Source organism: Pseudomonas sp. GW823-FHT06B06 (genome assembly GCF_058795195.1).
Genome location: NZ_JBXAHO010000019.1, coordinates 100180 through 116161, shown reverse-complemented (window position 1 = coordinate 116161; position 15982 = coordinate 100180). Strand labels below are relative to the sequence as shown.

18 protein-coding genes are annotated in these 15982 nt (G+C 60.4%); 10 read left to right on the top strand and 8 right to left on the bottom strand.

Annotation, left to right across the window (positions count from 1 at the left end; translation table 11 throughout):
* Positions 1-104: 104 nt before the first annotated feature.
* Both AC1Q8Q_RS18820 and AC1Q8Q_RS18815 read left to right on the top strand, forming a co-directional pair.
* Positions 105-650, top strand: coding sequence for a sigma-70 family RNA polymerase sigma factor (locus AC1Q8Q_RS18820; protein WP_033044456.1), 546 nt, complete (start codon positions 105-107; stop codon positions 648-650).
* A complete protein-coding gene (locus AC1Q8Q_RS18815; RefSeq protein WP_151142670.1) occupies positions 647-1672 on the top strand; it encodes an ABC transporter substrate-binding protein in 1026 nt (341 codons plus the stop codon). Before AC1Q8Q_RS18820 ends, AC1Q8Q_RS18815 begins: the two co-directional genes overlap by 4 nt.
* On the opposite strand, the gene osmE is transcribed toward AC1Q8Q_RS18815, so the two are convergent.
* Both osmE and AC1Q8Q_RS18805 read right to left on the bottom strand, forming a co-directional pair.
* Complete coding sequence (gene osmE / locus AC1Q8Q_RS18810; RefSeq protein WP_020801380.1) at positions 1666-2019, bottom strand: osmotically-inducible lipoprotein OsmE; 354 nt, start codon at positions 2017-2019, stop codon at positions 1666-1668. The two genes, AC1Q8Q_RS18815 and osmE, sit on opposite strands and share 7 nt — an antisense overlap.
* A 13-nt stretch (positions 2020-2032) precedes the next feature.
* Positions 2033-2272 carry a hypothetical protein gene (locus AC1Q8Q_RS18805; RefSeq protein WP_033044454.1) on the bottom strand — a complete coding sequence of 80 codons (240 nt, stop codon included), beginning with the start codon at positions 2270-2272 and terminating at the stop codon, positions 2033-2035.
* Positions 2273-2441: 169 nt separating this feature from the next.
* Between AC1Q8Q_RS18805 and AC1Q8Q_RS18800 the strand changes: the two genes are divergently transcribed.
* Both AC1Q8Q_RS18800 and AC1Q8Q_RS18795 read left to right on the top strand, forming a co-directional pair.
* Positions 2442-2660: a hypothetical protein gene (locus AC1Q8Q_RS18800; RefSeq protein WP_033044453.1), complete on the top strand. Its 219-nt coding sequence runs from the start codon at positions 2442-2444 to the stop codon at positions 2658-2660.
* Between the two features lie 73 nt (positions 2661-2733).
* Positions 2734-3072, top strand: a complete 339-nt coding sequence (locus tag AC1Q8Q_RS18795; RefSeq protein ID WP_020801383.1) for a hypothetical protein — start codon at positions 2734-2736, stop codon at positions 3070-3072.
* A gap of 3 nt (positions 3073-3075) precedes the next feature.
* Here the strand turns inward: AC1Q8Q_RS18795 and AC1Q8Q_RS18790 are convergent, their stop codons facing one another.
* Positions 3076-3639, bottom strand: a complete 564-nt coding sequence (locus AC1Q8Q_RS18790; protein ID WP_020801384.1) for an RrF2 family transcriptional regulator — start codon at positions 3637-3639, stop codon at positions 3076-3078.
* A gap of 300 nt (positions 3640-3939) precedes the next feature.
* Here AC1Q8Q_RS18790 and AC1Q8Q_RS18785 point away from each other — a divergent pair, with 300 nt between their 5' ends.
* The gene (locus AC1Q8Q_RS18785) at positions 3940-5142 is read left to right on the top strand and encodes an NAD(P)/FAD-dependent oxidoreductase (protein ID WP_151142668.1); all 1203 of its coding nucleotides are present in this window, start codon (positions 3940-3942) and stop codon (positions 5140-5142) included.
* Positions 5143-5706: 564 nt separating this feature from the next.
* Here the strand turns inward: AC1Q8Q_RS18785 and AC1Q8Q_RS18780 are convergent.
* A complete protein-coding gene (locus tag AC1Q8Q_RS18780) occupies positions 5707-6306 on the bottom strand; it encodes a helix-turn-helix domain-containing protein (RefSeq protein ID WP_020801132.1) in 600 nt (199 codons plus the stop codon).
* 266 nt (positions 6307-6572) lie between these two features.
* On the opposite strand from AC1Q8Q_RS18780, the gene glnT reads away from it, so the two are divergent.
* The 5 genes from glnT to AC1Q8Q_RS18755 all read left to right on the top strand — a co-directional run bounded on the left by glnT (position 6573) and on the right by AC1Q8Q_RS18755 (position 12380).
* Positions 6573-7907: a type III glutamate--ammonia ligase gene (glnT, locus tag AC1Q8Q_RS18775; RefSeq protein WP_020801133.1), complete on the top strand. Its 1335-nt coding sequence runs from the start codon at positions 6573-6575 to the stop codon at positions 7905-7907.
* 77 nt (positions 7908-7984) lie between these two features.
* Positions 7985-8890: a class II glutamine amidotransferase gene (locus AC1Q8Q_RS18770; protein WP_492615347.1), complete on the top strand. Its 906-nt coding sequence runs from the start codon at positions 7985-7987 to the stop codon at positions 8888-8890.
* Positions 8891-8901: 11 nt separating this feature from the next.
* Positions 8902-9585, top strand: a complete 684-nt coding sequence (locus tag AC1Q8Q_RS18765; RefSeq protein ID WP_020801135.1) for a GltB/FmdC/FwdC-like GXGXG domain-containing protein — start codon at positions 8902-8904, stop codon at positions 9583-9585.
* Between the two features lie 20 nt (positions 9586-9605).
* A complete protein-coding gene (locus AC1Q8Q_RS18760) occupies positions 9606-10928 on the top strand; it encodes an FMN-binding glutamate synthase family protein (protein WP_020801136.1) in 1323 nt (440 codons plus the stop codon).
* Positions 10929-11054: 126 nt separating this feature from the next.
* The gene (locus tag AC1Q8Q_RS18755) at positions 11055-12380 is read left to right on the top strand and encodes an ammonium transporter (RefSeq protein WP_492615346.1); all 1326 of its coding nucleotides are present in this window, start codon (positions 11055-11057) and stop codon (positions 12378-12380) included.
* 117 nt (positions 12381-12497) lie between these two features.
* Here AC1Q8Q_RS18755 and folD read toward each other — a convergent pair whose 3' ends face one another.
* From folD to AC1Q8Q_RS18735, 4 genes are all read right to left on the bottom strand, one after another.
* Complete coding sequence (gene folD, locus AC1Q8Q_RS18750; RefSeq protein ID WP_020801138.1) at positions 12498-13403, bottom strand: bifunctional methylenetetrahydrofolate dehydrogenase/methenyltetrahydrofolate cyclohydrolase FolD; 906 nt, start codon at positions 13401-13403, stop codon at positions 12498-12500.
* 222 nt (positions 13404-13625) lie between these two features.
* Positions 13626-14987: a purine-cytosine permease family protein gene (locus tag AC1Q8Q_RS18745; RefSeq protein WP_033044484.1), complete on the bottom strand. Its 1362-nt coding sequence runs from the start codon at positions 14985-14987 to the stop codon at positions 13626-13628.
* A gap of 5 nt (positions 14988-14992) precedes the next feature.
* Complete coding sequence (locus AC1Q8Q_RS18740) at positions 14993-15670, bottom strand: cysteine hydrolase family protein (RefSeq protein ID WP_020801140.1); 678 nt, start codon at positions 15668-15670, stop codon at positions 14993-14995.
* Positions 15671-15762: 92 nt separating this feature from the next.
* A complete protein-coding gene (locus AC1Q8Q_RS18735) occupies positions 15763-15918 on the bottom strand; it encodes a hypothetical protein (RefSeq protein ID WP_020801141.1) in 156 nt (51 codons plus the stop codon).
* Between the last annotated feature and the right edge of the window lie 64 nt (positions 15919-15982).

Genomic DNA, 15982 nt, shown 5'->3' with positions numbered 1-15982 from the left:
AATATGAAAATTCTTTTTAAGTATTATTAATGAATAAGGCTCCTTGTTAGGATCGCCGCACCGGATCACCGGACATTCAGCGACCCCTGACCTTTGGAGCCTCTATGTCCGGCACCGACCTTTCCCATCTTGACCACGTGGGCGGATTATTCCGCGCGCATTACGCTTGGCTCTGCGCACGGCTGCGCCGGTATCTGGGGGCCAGCCCCAGCGTCGAAGACATCGCTGCCGAGTCCTTTCTACAGCTACTCGAATCGCCGGGACTGACCCCGATCCGCGAACCTCGCGCCTTGCTCACCACCATTGCCCATCGGTTGATCTTTCAGCTCTGGCGCCGTCGCGATCTGGAACGCCAGCACCTTGAACAGGTGCAACACGTGGATCAGCAACAAGAAGCACTCTCGCCCGAAGGGCAGGTGCAATTGATCCAGGCGTTACAGGGGATCGAGCGCACGCTTGAACGCTTGCCGGGCAAGGTTCGGGCCACCTTCCTGATGTCGCGGATCGACGGCCTGACCTACCCGCAAATTGCCGCCCGCCTGGGCATTTCCCAACGCTCGGTCAGCGACTACATGACTCGCTCCCAAGCCCAGTGTAACCGGCACAGCGCCAACCAACCCTTGAATGCCCTGACCCGGAGGTCCGCATGAGATCGTTCAAAACCCTGCTCGGCAGTTCACTGCTGGCCCTGAGCCTTATCTCGGCCCAGGTTCCCGCGGCGGACAAAAACGTCCCGATTCACTTTGGTGACATCACCTGGGAAAGCGGCAGCCTCATCACCGAAATCCTTCGAGTGATCGTCGAGAAAGGTTACGGCTACCCGACAGATACCTTGCCGGGCAGCACTGTCAGCCTCGAAGCGGCCTTGGCCAGGAACGATATCCAGGTGATCGGCGAAGAGTGGGCCGGGCGCAGTCCGGCGTGGGTCAAGGCCGCGTCCGAAGGCAAAGTGTTCGGCCTGGGCGACACGGTCAAGGGCGCCACCGAAGGTTGGTGGGTACCGGAATACGTGATCAAGGGCGACCCAGAACGGGGTATCAAGCCCCTGGCCCCGGAACTGAAATCCGTCGCCGACCTGGCCCGCTACAAGGACGTGTTCCGCGACCCGGAAGACCCCAGTCGTGGACGCTTCCTCAACAGCCCAACCGGCTGGACATCGGAGATCGTCAACAGTCAGAAACTCAAGGCCTATGACTTGGCCGACAGCTTCGTCAACTTCCGCACAGGGTCGGGTGCGGCACTGGATGCCGAGGTGGCTTCCTCGATCCGTCGGGGCAAACCGGTGCTGTTCTACTACTGGTCGCCGACGCCGCTGTTGGGGCGTTTCAAGCTGGTGAAACTCGACGAGCCGGCGTTCGACGCCGAAGCCTGGAAGACCCTGGCCGACGCCAACAACCCGCATCCAAAGGGCACACGGTCGATGCCGGCCAGCCTGGCGATTGGTGTGTCCGCGCCTTTCAAGGCGCAGTATCCGGACCTGGTGGCGTTCTTCGAGAAGGTCGACCTGCCAATTGATCTGCTCAACCATACCCTGGGCCAGATGAGCGAAAAGCGCCTGCAACCGCGTCAGGTGGCAGAAGCTTTCCTGCGTGACCAGCCGCAGATCTGGAAGGGTTGGGTACCGGGGGAGGTGGCTGATCGAGTCACGGTGCAATTGTTAGCGGCTCAATAGCCTCCACCGCCGCTGCTGCGGGACGGTTCCCTGGCCTTTTGCTGCGCATGGCTCCATTCGGCACACGTCATGAAGCTTTTATGATCGACCTTGCCCTGGCCATCGAAGCTGACGTTGTACCGTTGCTGATGACCTGGCTGGCTCAGGTTGTAGTCGAAACAGGTGCCGGGCTCGACCGTACGGTCGGAGATCGACAGGGGTGGGCCGCCGATTTGCTCGACTTGCTCCTTGCTCATGCCTGTCTCGACCTTCGCCACCAGCGGCTGATCCCGATAGACATGGGAATCGGTGCTGCAGCCCGCCAGCACCGTGATCAGTGTGGCAAGCGTGTAGACGGACCTGTTCACGGCCTGACTCCCGCTAAACAGCCTTGTTTCGACTGATGATCTTGGCTTTCACTTCTTCGGCATAGCCTGACAGGCGTTGTTCATCGCCCTGGAACAGATCGCACAGCCGCTTCACGGCTTCCGCATCGACATCGTTCCCCGTCAGGCGCAATTGTTCGGCGATGCGCAACAGCTCCACCGCCGACCATCTCAGGTCCGATGCAAGCCCTTGCAGGTCACGCCGAAGCGCTTGTTCATGTTCGTTGAGCCACATGATGATCTCCCGTAACGTTGTGCTACGAAATTTTAGACCCATTCGCGCGGAGCGGCGTTGTGTTCGTCTGATGCCAAAGGGCTTCCATTGGTCGGGAAATTTGCGCGTTTCGCAAAATCCGCTGTCGTAGTGAAGTGCCGACATTTTACCAGGGCAGGGTCCGTTCAAAATGACGACAACCGATGACTTCAGGGCGCATGCCCGGGAACTGAAAGCCGACTTGGATGCGGCCACCAGTGAAATGATGAAACTCATCTCCGAGCACCAGTTCAGCGGGCCGGAATGGGAGCGGGTCAGTCAATGGCAACACGAAGCCTTCGAACGATGGACAAGCTTTTTGAACGAGCGCTCCTACCCGGACAGCGGCAATCACAGCATCAGCCCCTGAGGCTCGATGCAACAAAATGGCTGTTAGCGCGGCAACAGGCTACATTTTATTTTTTCAGGTTTAAGGACGCTTCATGAGTCGAATGTTGATGGGGGGAGTGGTGATGGCGTTGTTGGCGGGATGTTCGTTGCCTGCGTCCCTGGTGCCGGGAGAGCCGAACTACAACAAACCGAGCGATAAGATTCCCAAGGAGGTAGCGGCGTGCGTATTGCCGGCCTGGCAAAAGGAGATCCCCAAGACAAGCCAGACATCGATATCCAACGGCTACAGGATCACCGCGCCGAGCATCATAACGGCCGATGAAGTGCTGGATATCGTGAAGTACAAGGACGGCAGCCGGGTCTCACTGTACCAGGGGCCGCCCTGGGCAAAGTCAGGCGCGATGCGCCAGGCTGTGCGCGACTGCCTGTAGGGATCAGCCTTTGATCTCGGTGACCTGGATCAGTTGATCGGCCTGGGCACCGGCGGTGCCTTTCTTTTCCCTGCGCTCACTCATCCAGCTGTCGACCTGCGCATTGAACTGCGCAGGCGCCTTACGCCCGACCTTTCTGGCGATGTCCAGTATGGTCTGCTGGGCGAGGGCTTCCTCCATGCGCTTCTGCGCGATCAGCATGGCGCCATGCACTGAGCAAGGGCCGTCCAGCGCCCACGCGGGAACCTCGCCCTCGAACAACGCGCAGCGACCGCGAATTTCCCGGCATTCGAAAATGGCCTTGCGCCCGTCGATCGCATTGACGATGTCCAGCAGGCTGATCTCATCGGCCGGCCGCGCCAGCTTGAATCCCCCACGCACGCCTTCGGTGGCGACCACCAGTTTTGCCTTGGCCAGTTTGGTGAAGATTTTCGCCAGGTAGTCCAGTGGCACCCCTTGCAGCTCTGCCAGGTCACGCACGCTCGCCTCGCGGGTCTCACCACCATTGCCCACCAGGAATATCAGGCAATGAATGCCGTACTCGACGCCCGCGCTGTAAAGAGACATAGCGATCTCCGACTAATGTTGTCGTAAATATTAGCAGTTGACCCTTAGCGAGGCAACGATCTGGAATTTTTCTCCAGGTCCTGGAAAGCCCCTCAAGAACGCGGATTTGGCGTGGTGTGACAAGTCTATCGATGGCATCGATTCGAACCATTGAGAAAAACAGCTTGCTCGAATTAACTACGATCAATAAAGTCGTAGTTGTGAGGTCGGGAGCGGAAGACGCTTTCAGCAGGGAGCGGGTGCCGACCTCCAGACCCCTTAACCCAATTCACTGCCTGGTTTTTTCCCCTGGAGTTAAAAATGAAACAACGCATCCTGGTAATTGGCGCAGGTTTCGGTGGCATGTGGAGCGCCTTGAGCGCCACCCGCCTGTTCGATATCCACGGTCACAATGACGTTGACGTAACGGTGCTGGCGCCCCAGGCCGAACTGCGCGTACGTCCACGCTTCTACGAGCCGAACGCCCACCAGCTGGCGGCTCCCATCGGCGAGCTGTTCGATGCGGTGGGCGTCAAGTTCATCAAGGGGGCTGCCGAGACCATCGACGTCGAGCAAAAGCGCGTGGGCTACATCGATGCCCAGGGCGAAAAACAGGTCTGCATCTACGACAAACTCGTTCTGGCCACTGGCAGCCGTCTCGCACTGCCTGACACCCCGGGTGTGGCCGAATATGCGTTCGACGTCGATCAGATCGAACAGGCCATACGCCTGGAAGCCCACCTCAAATCCCTGGTCAACCAGCCGCAGAGTCAGGCACGCAACACGGTCGTGGTGGCTGGCGGTGGCTTCACCGGCATCGAAACGGCCACTGAAATGCCGACCCGTTTGCGCGACATCCTGGGTGAGGGTGCGGACATCAACGTGATCATCGTCGATCGCGGTGACAAGGTAGGCGGCTCCATGGGCCCGGAAATCGCCGAGAAAATTGCCGAAGCCAGCGAGGAAACCGGGGTGAAATGGCAGCTCAAGGCTTCGGTTGTCGCTGTCGATGAAAACGGCGTGACCTTGTCCGACGGCCGGCGCATCGACGCCAAAACGGTCATCTGGACCACCGGCGTGCGTGCCAGCTCGCTGACCGAGCAGATCCCTGCCGAACGCGACCACCTTGGCCGCCTGCACGTCGACGCGCACCTGCAAGTCATTGGTCAGCCAGACATCTTCGCCACTGGCGACGTGGCCTATGCGGCCAGCGATGACATCGGCAACCATGCGCTGATGACCTGCCAGCACGCCATTGTGCTGGGCCGTCATGCCGGCAATAACGTTGCCGCGCAGATCCTCGGTGTGGACCCGACGCCGTACAGCCAGCCCAAATATGTGACTTGCCTGGACTTGGGGGCTTGGGGGGCGGTCTACACCGAAGGTTGGGATCGTCAGGTCAAGCTGACGCGCCAAGAAGGCAAGTCGTTGAAGACGCAGATCAACACGGTGTGGATTTATCCGCCGGCGGCTGATCGAAAAAGCGCTTGGGCGGCGGCGGATCCGTTGATTCCGATTGCCTGAATGGTGTGAGGTTGTGCGATTCAATAAATCCTGCCCGGAGCATTCCGGGCGGGATTTTTTTGCAGTCGCACATGTTAAGACTTGTAGGCGCCAGCGGTGCGGCGATCCGCCTTGCCGGCGCGGCTGTATTCGATCCACTGTGGGAGCTGGCCTGTCGGGCCGCCGCATCGCAGCGAAGGCGGCCTGAGAGCCGACCTGTGTTTTGTTGAACTGTGTACATATCCATTGCTGCGGTAACGGCGGCTTATGGTTTCGCCCTTACGGCGAGTCCCTTTTGTCAAACGCCACAAAAGGAACCAAAAAGTCTTGCCCCGGCGTCCGGCCCCTCGCTGAGGCTCGGCGTTCCTTCGCTCCGGTATCCATCCGGGGACACTGCCCTCCGGTTGGCTTCGCTGCACCTACATGCAGCGTGTTCGACTGCGTCGAACGGCGCTGCGCGCCAATCCCCGGATGAACACCTCCGCTCAGCCTCCCGATGGGCGGGTGGATCTAGAGCCAAAGCAACAGCAACAGCAACAGCCAAAGCGAGGCGGGTGACCGGTTTGATTTTGGATGTGGCTTAAATCACTCTTTGTCGCTGCCGTAGTTCATGATCGACAACATCCGGATCGGCACCTGCACCAACGCCTCAGGGCCATGGGGAATTTCGCCCTCGAAGGTCAGGCTGTCCCCAGCCTCCATGCGATACAGCTGATTGCCGTGGCGATAAATCAGCTCGCCTTCAAGCAAATGCAAAAACTCGGTGCCGGGGTGGGAGAAGGTTGGAAATTCTTCGCTGGCGTCATCCATGCTCACCATGTAGGCCTCGAAACTCTTCTTGGGCCCACGAGTGTGGTTAAGCAAATGGTAGGTGTGGCCTTTCTCTGTCCCCCGGCGCACCACCTCCATGCCTTGGTCGGCCTTGACCAAGAGTGCGCTGCCGTCCTGCTGGTCGTACTCACTGAACAATTTCGATAGCGGCAAGCCCAGCACGTCACACAGGCGGCTGAGGGTGTCGAGGCTGGTGGAGACCTGGGCGTTTTCGATCTTGCTCAGCATGCCCTGGCTGATATCGGCGATTTTCGCCACATCGGACAATTTCAGGTCCTGGGCCTGGCGCTGGCGCTTGATCTGCAAGCCCAGGTATTGCTCGAGCTTGAGGCGAGGGGCGGTTTCGGTTGGCATAGTCGTCTGCACACTTTCCGTTCAGTAATATTAGTTTCGCACTGAGAAAGTGCAAGTTGCGTCGTCCGCAACACATCCATCAGCCAATATTCCCATGGGGAAAAGATTTTTCCCATATAAACAGCACAACAGGGTTTATCACGCACCCGTCGCGAATCTGGCAAGGGCCTTGCATTCCTATTGGGAAACAAACTTTCTTTTCAGGAATAAATGGAAAGTCAGGGCCAACCCACTAGAGATTTGCCTTTCGCGAGGAGTGACGAGCAATGTTGCCAGCAGAAACCCAGCGCATCATCGACAAGCACGGCATCAAGTACGTGCTTGCGCAGTTTGTCGATATCCATGGTGCGGCCAAGACCAAGTCGGTGCCGATCTGTGGGCTCAAGACGGTGGCCGAAGAGGGCGCCGGTTTTGCCGGGTTCGCGATCAGTGGCATGGGCATGGAGCCCCACGGTCCGGACTTCATGGCCCGCGGCGACCTGGCCACACTGACGCCCGTGCCCTGGCAGCCGGGGTATGGCCGGGTAGTGTGCGTCGGGCATGTCGATGGCAAACCGCATCCCTATGACAGCCGTTATGTATTGCAGCAGCAGATCCGGCGGCTGGAGGACAAGGGCTGGACCCTCAACACCGGTCTGGAGCCGGAGTTCAACCTGATGCGCCGCGACGAACAGGGCAAGTTGCAGCTGGTCGACCTGAGCGACAACCTGGACAAGCCTTGCTACGACTACAAGGGCCTGTCGCGCTCCCGAGTGTTCCTTGAACGCTTGACCGAGGCCTTGCAGGCAGTGGATTTCGAGGTCTATCAAATCGATCACGAAGACGCCAACGGCCAGTTCGAGATCAACTACACCTACAGCGATGCCATGACCTCGGCGGATCGCTTCACCTTCTTTCGCATGGCCGCCGGCGAGATCGCCAATGACCTGGGCATGATCTGTTCATTCATGCCCAAGCCCGACCCGAAGCGCGCCGGCAACGGCATGCACTTTCACCTGTCGATCAGCAGCGCCGAGAACAGGAATCTGTTCCACGACGCCAGCGACCCGAGCGGCATGGGCCTGTCGAAAATGGCCTATCACTTCGCTGCCGGTCTACTTGCCCATGGCCCGGCGCTGTGTGCCTTCGCCGCGCCCACGGTCAACTCCTACAAGCGTCTGGTGGTGGGCAATTCGTTGTCCGGCGCTACCTGGGCGCCGGCGTTTATTGCCTTCGGCGCCAATAACCGTTCGGCAATGGTCCGGGTGCCTTACGGCCGCCTGGAATTTCGCTTGCCGGATGCCGGCTGCAACCCCTATCTGGTCAGCGCCGCGATCATCGCGGCGGGCCTGGACGGCATCGACCGCCAATTGGAAATCGACCACGTCTGCAACGAAAACCTCTACAGCCTGAGCCTTGCGCAGATCGCCGCGCGCGGCATCAAGACCTTGCCGCAATCGCTCAAGGAAGCCTGCGATGCGCTGGAGGCCGACCCGTTGTTCGCCGAAGTGCTGGGCCCGCAGATCGTGGGCGAGTTCATCAAGCTCAAGCGCATGGAGTGGGTGGAGTACAGCCGCCATGTGAGTGACTGGGAAGTCGCGCGCTACACCGAATTTTTCTAAGCGCTAGCAGACGCGCAAAAACGAACCATCTCGCAGCTTGAAACTTGCGGCTGCCGAACGTAGTGAGGACTGTTGTCATGTGTGGAATCGTAGGTCTTTACCTGAAAAACCCGCAGCTGGAATCCCGGCTGGGCCAACTGTTCGAGCCGATGTTGCAGGCTATGACCGACCGTGGCCCGGACAGCGCCGGCTTCGCCATTTATGGCGATGAAGTGGCGGCTGGCTGGGTCAAGCTGACCCTGCAGGCAACCCACGAAAGCTTCGATTGGCCGGCCCTGATGGGCGATCTGGAAGGTCGTCTCGGCTGCTCGCTGGACTGGTTCCAGAACGCCAGCGCCGCGGTATTGAAAATCCACGCAGAAGAAACTCCAGTGCGCCTGGCCCTCGCCGAACTGGCGCCGGGCGTGTGCATCATGAGCGCCGGGCAGAGCATCGAGATCCTCAAGGGCATGGGCTTGCCCCAAGAGATTTCCCAGCGCTTTGGCCTGGCCGGCATGCAGGGTAGCCACATCATCGGCCACACCCGCATGGCCACCGAAAGCGCGGTGACCCTGGAAGGCAGCCACCCGTTTTCCACCGGTGCCGACCTGTGCCTGGTGCACAACGGCTCGCTGTCCAACCACTTCCGCCTGCGCCAGGAACTCAAGCGTGAAGGCATCCAGTTCGAAACCGACAACGACACCGAAGTGGCCGCCGGTTATCTGACATGGCGCCTGCAGCAGGGCGATTCGTTGAAAGAGGCACTGGACCATGCACTGGAGGACCTCGACGGTTTCTTCACCTTCGCCATTGGTACTCGCAACGGCTTTGCGGTGATCCGCGACCCGATTGCCTGCAAGCCGGCGATCCTCGCCGAGACCGACGACTACGTCGCCATGGCCTCGGAATACCAGGCGCTGTCGAGCCTGCCGGGCATTGAGAACGCCAGGATCTGGGAGCCGGCACCGGCCACCTTGTACATCTGGGAACGCGAGTCAGCTTAAGGAGCGCACACATGAAAACCATCGATCTTTCCATTGCCAGCGTGCGCGACCTCAATCAGGCGTTGCATGACCAGGTGCACAACGTAGAAGACCTTGAGTGGGTGGTGACCCATGCCAACGGTAAGCACAACCTCGCCGTCGGGGTGAACCAGGCCGTGTCCATCGATATCCAGGGACACGCCGGTTATTACTGCGCGGGCATGAACCAGCAAGCGAGCATCACCGTGCACGGCAACGCCGGTGTGGGTGTCGCGGAAAACATGATGTCAGGCGTGGTGCGGATCAAGGGCAGCGCGTCCCAGGCCGCCGGCGCCACCGCCCATGGCGGGTTGCTGGTGATCGAAGGCGATGCCGGGGCCCGCTGCGGGATTTCCATGAAAGGCATCGACATCGTGGTCGGCGGCAGCATTGGCCACATGAGCTGTTTCATGGGACAGGCCGGGCGTTTGGTCGTCTGCGGCGATGCCGGTGATGCGCTGGGCGATTCGCTGTATGAAACGCACATTTACGTGAAGGGCAAGGTCGCGTCGCTGGGGTCGGACTGCATCGAGAAAGAGATGCGTGCCGAACACCTGGAAGAACTGCAAGTGCTGCTCAAGCGCGCCGGTTTCGAGCACAAGGCAGCCGACTTCAAGCGCTATGGCTCGGCCCGTCAGTTGTACAACTTCAAAGTCGATAACGCGTCCGCGTACTGATCCACGCGAGGAGAACAGATATGAATGAGAAAACCCCTCCAGTGTTGCGCGAGTCCGCGACTTTCGACCGCCTGACCATCCAGGAAATCCAGCGCGCCGCCGAGACCGGCATCTATGACATTCGCGGCGGTGGTACCAAGCGCAAGGTCCCGCACTTCGATGACTTGCTCCTGCTCGGCGCCAGCGTGTCGCGCTACCCGCTGGAAGGCTATCGGGAAAAGTGCGGCACCGATGTGATCCTCGGCAACCGCTTCGCCAAGAAACCGATCCACCTGAAGATCCCGGTGACCATCGCCGGCATGAGCTTCGGTGCGCTGTCGGCCAATGCCAAGGAAGCCCTGGGCCGTGGTGCGACCATCGCTGGTACCAGCACCACTACCGGTGATGGCGGCATGACCCCGGAGGAGCGCGGGCAGTCGCAGCATCTGGTCTATCAGTACCTGCCATCGCGCTACGGCATGAACCCGGATGACCTGCGCAAGGCGGACGCCATCGAAATCGTCCTGGGGCAGGGTGCCAAACCCGGTGGCGGCGGCATGTTGCTGGGCATGAAAGTCACCGAGCGCGTGGCCGGCATGCGCACCTTGCCGATCGGTGTCGACCAGCGCAGCGCCTGCCGTCATCCGGACTGGACCGGCCCGGATGACCTGGCGATCAAGATCGCCGAGATCCGCGAAATCACCGATTGGGAGAAGCCGATCTACGTCAAGATCGGCGCCAGTCGCCCGTACTACGACGTCAAGCTGGCGGTGAAGGCCGGGGCCGACGTGATCGTGCTCGACGGCATGCAGGGCGGCACGGCGGCGACCCAGGAAGTGTTCATCGAGCACGTTGGGATTCCGATTTTGCCGGCCATCCCGCAAGCGGTACAGGCTTTGCAAGAGATGGGCATGCATCGCAAGGTCCAACTGATCGTTTCGGGAGGGATTCGCAACGGTGCCGACGTGGCCAAGGCCATGGCGCTGGGCGCGGACGCGGTGGCCATTGGCACGGCGGCCCTGATTGCGCTGGGCGACAACCACCCGCGGCTGGATGAAGAACTGCACAAGATTGGTTCAGCCGCAGGCTTTTATGACGACTGGCAGAACGGCCGTGACCCGGCAGGGATCACCACTCAGGACCCGGAGCTGTCCAAGCGCCTGGACCCGGTGGAAGGCGGTCGCCGCCTGGCCAATTACCTGCGAGTGCTGGTGCTGGAAGCCCAGACCATGGCCCGGGCATGCGGTAAGTCGCACTTGCATAACCTTGATCCGGAGGACCTGGTGGCATTGACGGTGGAATCGGCGGCCATGGCGCGGGTGCCGCTGGCGGGGACAAGCTGGATCCCGGGTTCCGGTTTCTGAGGTTGATTTGGATCGTTCCCACGCAGGAGCGTGGGAACGATCAGATTAGGGGGCCCGCCAAGAGGCTCACGCGCCAACACTTGCTCGCTGCCGACACTTCCCATTTCCATTGCAGGAGCTTTGAACATGGTCAATCGTCTTCTCGGCAAATCCCTTGTTGGCTTATTGGCGAGTGGTGCGCTGGTGTCCTTGGCGCAGGCTGCCGATGCACCAGCATTGAACACCGGCAGCACCGCCTGGATGGTGACCGCCACGGTATTGGTGCTGTTCATGTGCTTGCCCGGTCTCGCCCTGTTCTATGGCGGCCTGGTGCGGGCGAAAAACATGTTGTCGTTGTTCGCCCAGTGTTTCGGCATCGCAGGGCTGGTGGGCGTGTTGTGGGTGATTTATGGCTACAGCATGGTGGTCGACACCACGGGCATGGTCGAGGGCGAGGTGTCCTTCAACAGTTTTGTCGGCGGCATGAGCCGTGCCTTCCTTTCCGGAATGACTCCGCAAAGCCTGGTCGGGGAGATTCCGGAAGGGGTGTTCGTGACCTTCCAGATGACCTTTGCCATCATCACCCCGGCGCTGATTGCCGGTGCCTTCGCCGAACGCATGAAATTCTCCGCGGCGCTGTTGTTCATGGCGCTGTGGTTCACCCTGGTGTACGCCCCGGTGGCGCACATGGTCTGGGGTGGTGCGGGGGCCTTGATGCATAACTGGGGAGTCCTCGATTTTGCCGGTGGCACCGCGGTGCACATCAATGCCGGTGTCGCCGCGCTGGCCGCCTGCCTGATCCTGGGCAAGCGCAAGGGCTATGAAAATACCCCGATGCCTGCGCACAACCTGAGCCTGACCATGGCCGGTGCAGCGATGCTCTGGGTCGGCTGGTTTGGCTTTAACATCGGTTCCGGTGGCGGCCTCAGTGGTACGTCCGGCATCGTCATGCTCAACACCCAACTGGGGGCGTGCGCCGGGATTCTTGGCTGGATGTTCACCGAGTGGTTCAAGGTCGGCAAGCCGAGTGCACTGGGCCTGGCCAGTGGTGCCCTGGCCGGTCTGGTGGGGATTACGCCGGCGTGTGCCTATGTGGGCGTGGGCGGCGCCCTGGCCATCGGCTTGTTATGCGGGGTGTTTTGCTACTTGAGCGTCACCGTGCTCAAGCGCCGCTTCGGTTATGACGACAGCCTCGACGTGTTCGGCCTTCACGGCATCGGCGGGATGATCGGCGCAGTGTTGACCGGTGTGTTTTGCGTGCCGTCCCTGGGCGGGCTGGTGGAAGGCGTGAGCATGGGCGGGCAGGTGCTGGCGCAGATCAAGGGTGTAGCGCTGACGACGGTGTATTGCTTCGTCATCAGCTGGATCATTCTTAAAGTGGTGAATGTCGTGGTCGGCCTGCGAGCCGATGAGTCGGTGGAGGAGTTGGGCCTGGATCTGGGCGAGCACAATGAGCGGGCCTACAACCACTGATCGACAGTGATCTACCTCTTCCTGTAGGAACGAGCCTGCTCGCGATGGTCGTTAACGATAACGCGTGTTGTCTGGGTACACGCGGCGCCCTTGAGACCATCGCGAGCAGGCTCGCTCCTACAGTGGCATCGAGTGGCGAGTACGGACCCCACGCTGCAACTGGCTGGCAACCAGGGTGTTCTTCAGCAGATAAGCAATGGTCATCGGCCCGACACCACCCGGCACCGGCGTGATTGCGCTGGCGACAGTGCGTGCACTGGCGTAATCGACATCGCCGACCAGTCGAGTGCCCGATGCGGTGGTGATGCGATTAATCCCCACATCAATCACCACCGCCCCGGGCTTGAGCCAGCTGGCGTCAATCATCTGTGGGCGACCCACCGCGACCACCACGATGTCCGCCATCCGGCACAATGTCGGCGCATCGACGCTGCGCGAGTGCACCACGCTGACCGAGCAATCGGCCTGCAACAACAGCGTCGCCATGGGTTTGCCGACAATGTTCGAACGGCCGATGACGACTGCGTGCAGGCCACTCAAGTCACCGCAGGTTTCCTGCAGCAGCCGCATGCAACCGCTGGGTGTGCAGGGTGTCAATACTTCGATCCCTTGAACCAGTCCACCGACGTTTTCCCGATGAAAACCATCCACGTCCTTGATCGGGTCAATGGCATGAATCACCGCCGCTTCATCGATGTGGGCCGGCAGGGGTAACTGCACCAGGATGCCGTTCACCGTGACGTCGGCGTTCAACTGCGCGATCAGTTGCAGCACGTCGTTCTGGCTGGCGATTTCCGGCAGGCGGTACTCCAGTGAACGGATGCCGACTTCCTTGGCCCGCAGCAGTTTGTTGCGCACATACACCTCGCTGGCCGGGTCTTCACCGACAAGCAATACGGCCAGGGCGGGGTAGATCTGTTGGCGGGCCAGGACCTGAACCTCTTCTCGAACCTCGTCGAGAACCTTGGCAGAGATTGCTTTGCCGTCGATATCGCGGGCCAGTGCGGGGTTGGTGCTGGTCAAGGTAGGTCACCGTTGTCTGGATTGAGTGAAGGTATAGCGATCATCAAGGTGTCGTCGCGCCCCGATGATTGATCAGGGACGTGCAGGCAAGGATGCTCAGGCTACCAGTTGATGGCAGCCATGCACCACCCGTACACCGCAGGATTCAGTGTGCTGACCAATGTCCGGGGCCAGGGCACGACGCCGGGCATGTCATCCGGCGTCGTGGTCTTCAGGGATGGGTCAGGACAGTTCGCCGATTCGCTCGGCCCGCTTGCCGAGTTTCATCAGCCAGTAATAACTCAAGGCCGGCACCAGCAAGCCCACCAGCCAGGCCAGGTCGACACCGTCGAGGGCTGTGGCGACCGGACCGACGTAAAGGGTGGTATTCATGAACGGAATCTCCAAGGCAATCGCCAGGACGAAACTGCCGCAGGCGATCCAGTTGACCCGTCCATAAATCCCGTTGAGGTCGAAGATGTCATCGATCCGGTACTCACCCTTGCGCAGGCAATAGAAGTCCACCAGATTGATCGCCGTCCAAGGAATCAGGAAGTAGCTCATGAAGAAAATGAAGTTGAGGAAGAAGGTGATGAAGTCGTCCTGACTGATGGTGCACAGTCCGGTCGCTATGACGCTGATCACCAGCATGAACAGGCCGCGTACCCGTGGCGTCACCTTCAAGCGCGCGAAGGGTTCGATCACCGTGATGGTCGACATGAACGCCCCGTACAGGTTGAACACGTTGATCGACACCTGGCCATAGACGATGAAGGCGAATAGCAGGATCGCGCCGCTGCCAAACAGCCCGGCAACATGGCCTCCGACATTACTGGAGAAGTCGCCGATCCCGACGCTCAGGATCGCCCCGAGAATCATCATCCAGGCACCGCCGCTGACCGTGCCGGCGTAGCTGTACCAGAACACCTGTGCGGCGCTCGCGCGGCTTGGCAGGTAGCGAGAATAGTCGGCGACGTAAGGCGCGTAGGACAGCTGCCAGGTCACGGCAATGCTCACCGCCACCAGGAACTTCGACAGCGAGAAGCCCGTCGGCAGCCATTGTTCGGCCGGGATCGTCAGTTGCAAGGCGAGCAACGTGGCGGCGGCGAACACTAGCAGCGAGAGGATCGACAGCAGCTTCTGCAAACGGTGAATCAATCGATAGCCATACAGCGCAACCACGAAACACAAGGCGCCGATCAGGTAGATGTTGCCGCTTGCCGGCAACGGGCTGGCCGACTCAAGCGCCTGCGCCGCAAGCAGGGTGTTGCTGACGAAGAACCCCAGGTAGATCAGCATCACGAACAGCAGCGGCAACACCGCCCCGAGTACGCCGAACTGCGCACGGCTCTGGATCATCTGCGGGATGCCCAGCTTGGGCCCCTGGGCGGAATGGGAGGCCATGAAAATCGCCCCCAGCAGCGAGCCGACGACGATTGCCAGGGCGCTCCAGAACAGGTTGAGCCCCATCACTACCGGCAGTACCCCGGAGGCGATGGTGGTGATGTTCATGTTGGCGCCGAACCAGATGAAGAACAGCGACCCTGGCCGGCCATGGCGTTCGGCTTCGGGAATGAAATCGATGCTTCTTTTTTCGACTTGCATGGCGATTACTCCTGAGTCCGCACGAGGTGGTTTTGCAGCCGGGCGATGGTGCCTGGCAGCTCATGGGGCTGGTGGGCGAACAGGTCCGGGTGCTCGGGATTGAGGCTCAAGTAGTCGAGGTTTTGCAGGGCGCGCCGGCATTCACTGCTGGTGAGGATTTCCAGGGAGTAGACCCAGTTGACCATGATCAACAGGGCCGAGTAGTGCCCGGCCAAGGTGGTCGTGGTGCAGGCGTCGCTGACCAGGCGAGTGTGATAACCCAGGGCGAACGCATCGAACACCGTGGTCAGCACGCAGACATCGGTGAGCACGCCGCTGATGATCAGGGTGTCGACGTCCAGCGCCTTGAGCCGGGCATCCAGGTCGGTACGGTGGAAGGCGCTGTAGCGGCCTTTGTCGATAATGGCTTCATCAGGCCGCGGGGCCAGGCGCTCGATGATCTCTACCTGGCGGGTGCCAGCGCGGTAGCCGCTCGGACCGCCATCGCACGCACGGGGTTCGCCGCGTGGCAAGTCGTTGCCATCGGCTTGATTGATGTGGCGGGTGTAGAGGATCGGGACCCGCTGCTGGCGGGCGGTATCGAGAAGATAGGCCGTATTGGCCACCACCTTGTCGAAGTGTTCGAGGACGAAACCGTCCTCCTGTTGCATGTCGATGATCAACAGAGCGTTGTTATTGTTCATGGGGCAAACCTGATCATGAGCCGAAGCACAATGCACGGTGCATACCGCGCAATGAAGCGGTATGGCGTGCGTGACTTTCTATTTGGGCAGGCTCAGTAAACGGGTTGCCAGAAGCCGTTCTGCTTGGCGGAAACACTGGCGGGCAGGCGCTTCAAATGGATATGCGAAGCGGTCCATTCGCCGCGCAGGTAAGCCTGCGCGGCGCCGGAGGGAAGGGGGAGTGACCGGAGATGACCATTATTGAGCATGGAAATCGAACCTGGACATCATTCAACAATCCTTGTGGGAGCGAGCCTGCTCGCGAAGAGGGTT

Excerpts from the sequence above, each read along its gene's own strand:
- AC1Q8Q_RS18820 (WP_033044456.1), top strand. The coding sequence starts at position 105 with ATGTCCGGCACCGACCTTTCCCATCTTGACCACGTGGGCGGATTATTC.
- AC1Q8Q_RS18815 (WP_151142670.1), top strand. The coding sequence starts at position 647 with ATGAGATCGTTCAAAACCCTGCTCGGCAGTTCACTGCTGGCCCTGAGC.
- AC1Q8Q_RS18805 (WP_033044454.1), bottom strand. The coding sequence starts at position 2,272 with ATGTGGCTCAACGAACATGAACAAGCGCTTCGGCGTGACCTGCAAGGG.
- AC1Q8Q_RS18800 (WP_033044453.1), top strand. The coding sequence starts at position 2,442 with ATGACGACAACCGATGACTTCAGGGCGCATGCCCGGGAACTGAAAGCC.
- AC1Q8Q_RS18795 (WP_020801383.1), top strand. The coding sequence starts at position 2,734 with ATGAGTCGAATGTTGATGGGGGGAGTGGTGATGGCGTTGTTGGCGGGA.
- AC1Q8Q_RS18790 (WP_020801384.1), bottom strand. The coding sequence starts at position 3,639 with ATGTCTCTTTACAGCGCGGGCGTCGAGTACGGCATTCATTGCCTGATA.
- AC1Q8Q_RS18785 (WP_151142668.1), top strand. The coding sequence starts at position 3,940 with ATGAAACAACGCATCCTGGTAATTGGCGCAGGTTTCGGTGGCATGTGG.
- AC1Q8Q_RS18780 (WP_020801132.1), bottom strand. The coding sequence starts at position 6,306 with ATGCCAACCGAAACCGCCCCTCGCCTCAAGCTCGAGCAATACCTGGGC.
- glnT (WP_020801133.1), top strand. The coding sequence starts at position 6,573 with ATGTTGCCAGCAGAAACCCAGCGCATCATCGACAAGCACGGCATCAAG.
- AC1Q8Q_RS18770 (WP_492615347.1), top strand. The coding sequence starts at position 7,985 with ATGTGTGGAATCGTAGGTCTTTACCTGAAAAACCCGCAGCTGGAATCC.
- AC1Q8Q_RS18765 (WP_020801135.1), top strand. The coding sequence starts at position 8,902 with ATGAAAACCATCGATCTTTCCATTGCCAGCGTGCGCGACCTCAATCAG.
- AC1Q8Q_RS18760 (WP_020801136.1), top strand. The coding sequence starts at position 9,606 with ATGAATGAGAAAACCCCTCCAGTGTTGCGCGAGTCCGCGACTTTCGAC.
- AC1Q8Q_RS18755 (WP_492615346.1), top strand. The coding sequence starts at position 11,055 with ATGGTCAATCGTCTTCTCGGCAAATCCCTTGTTGGCTTATTGGCGAGT.
- AC1Q8Q_RS18745 (WP_033044484.1), bottom strand. The coding sequence starts at position 14,987 with ATGCAAGTCGAAAAAAGAAGCATCGATTTCATTCCCGAAGCCGAACGC.
- AC1Q8Q_RS18740 (WP_020801140.1), bottom strand. The coding sequence starts at position 15,670 with ATGAACAATAACAACGCTCTGTTGATCATCGACATGCAACAGGAGGAC.
- AC1Q8Q_RS18735 (WP_020801141.1), bottom strand. The coding sequence starts at position 15,918 with ATGCTCAATAATGGTCATCTCCGGTCACTCCCCCTTCCCTCCGGCGCC.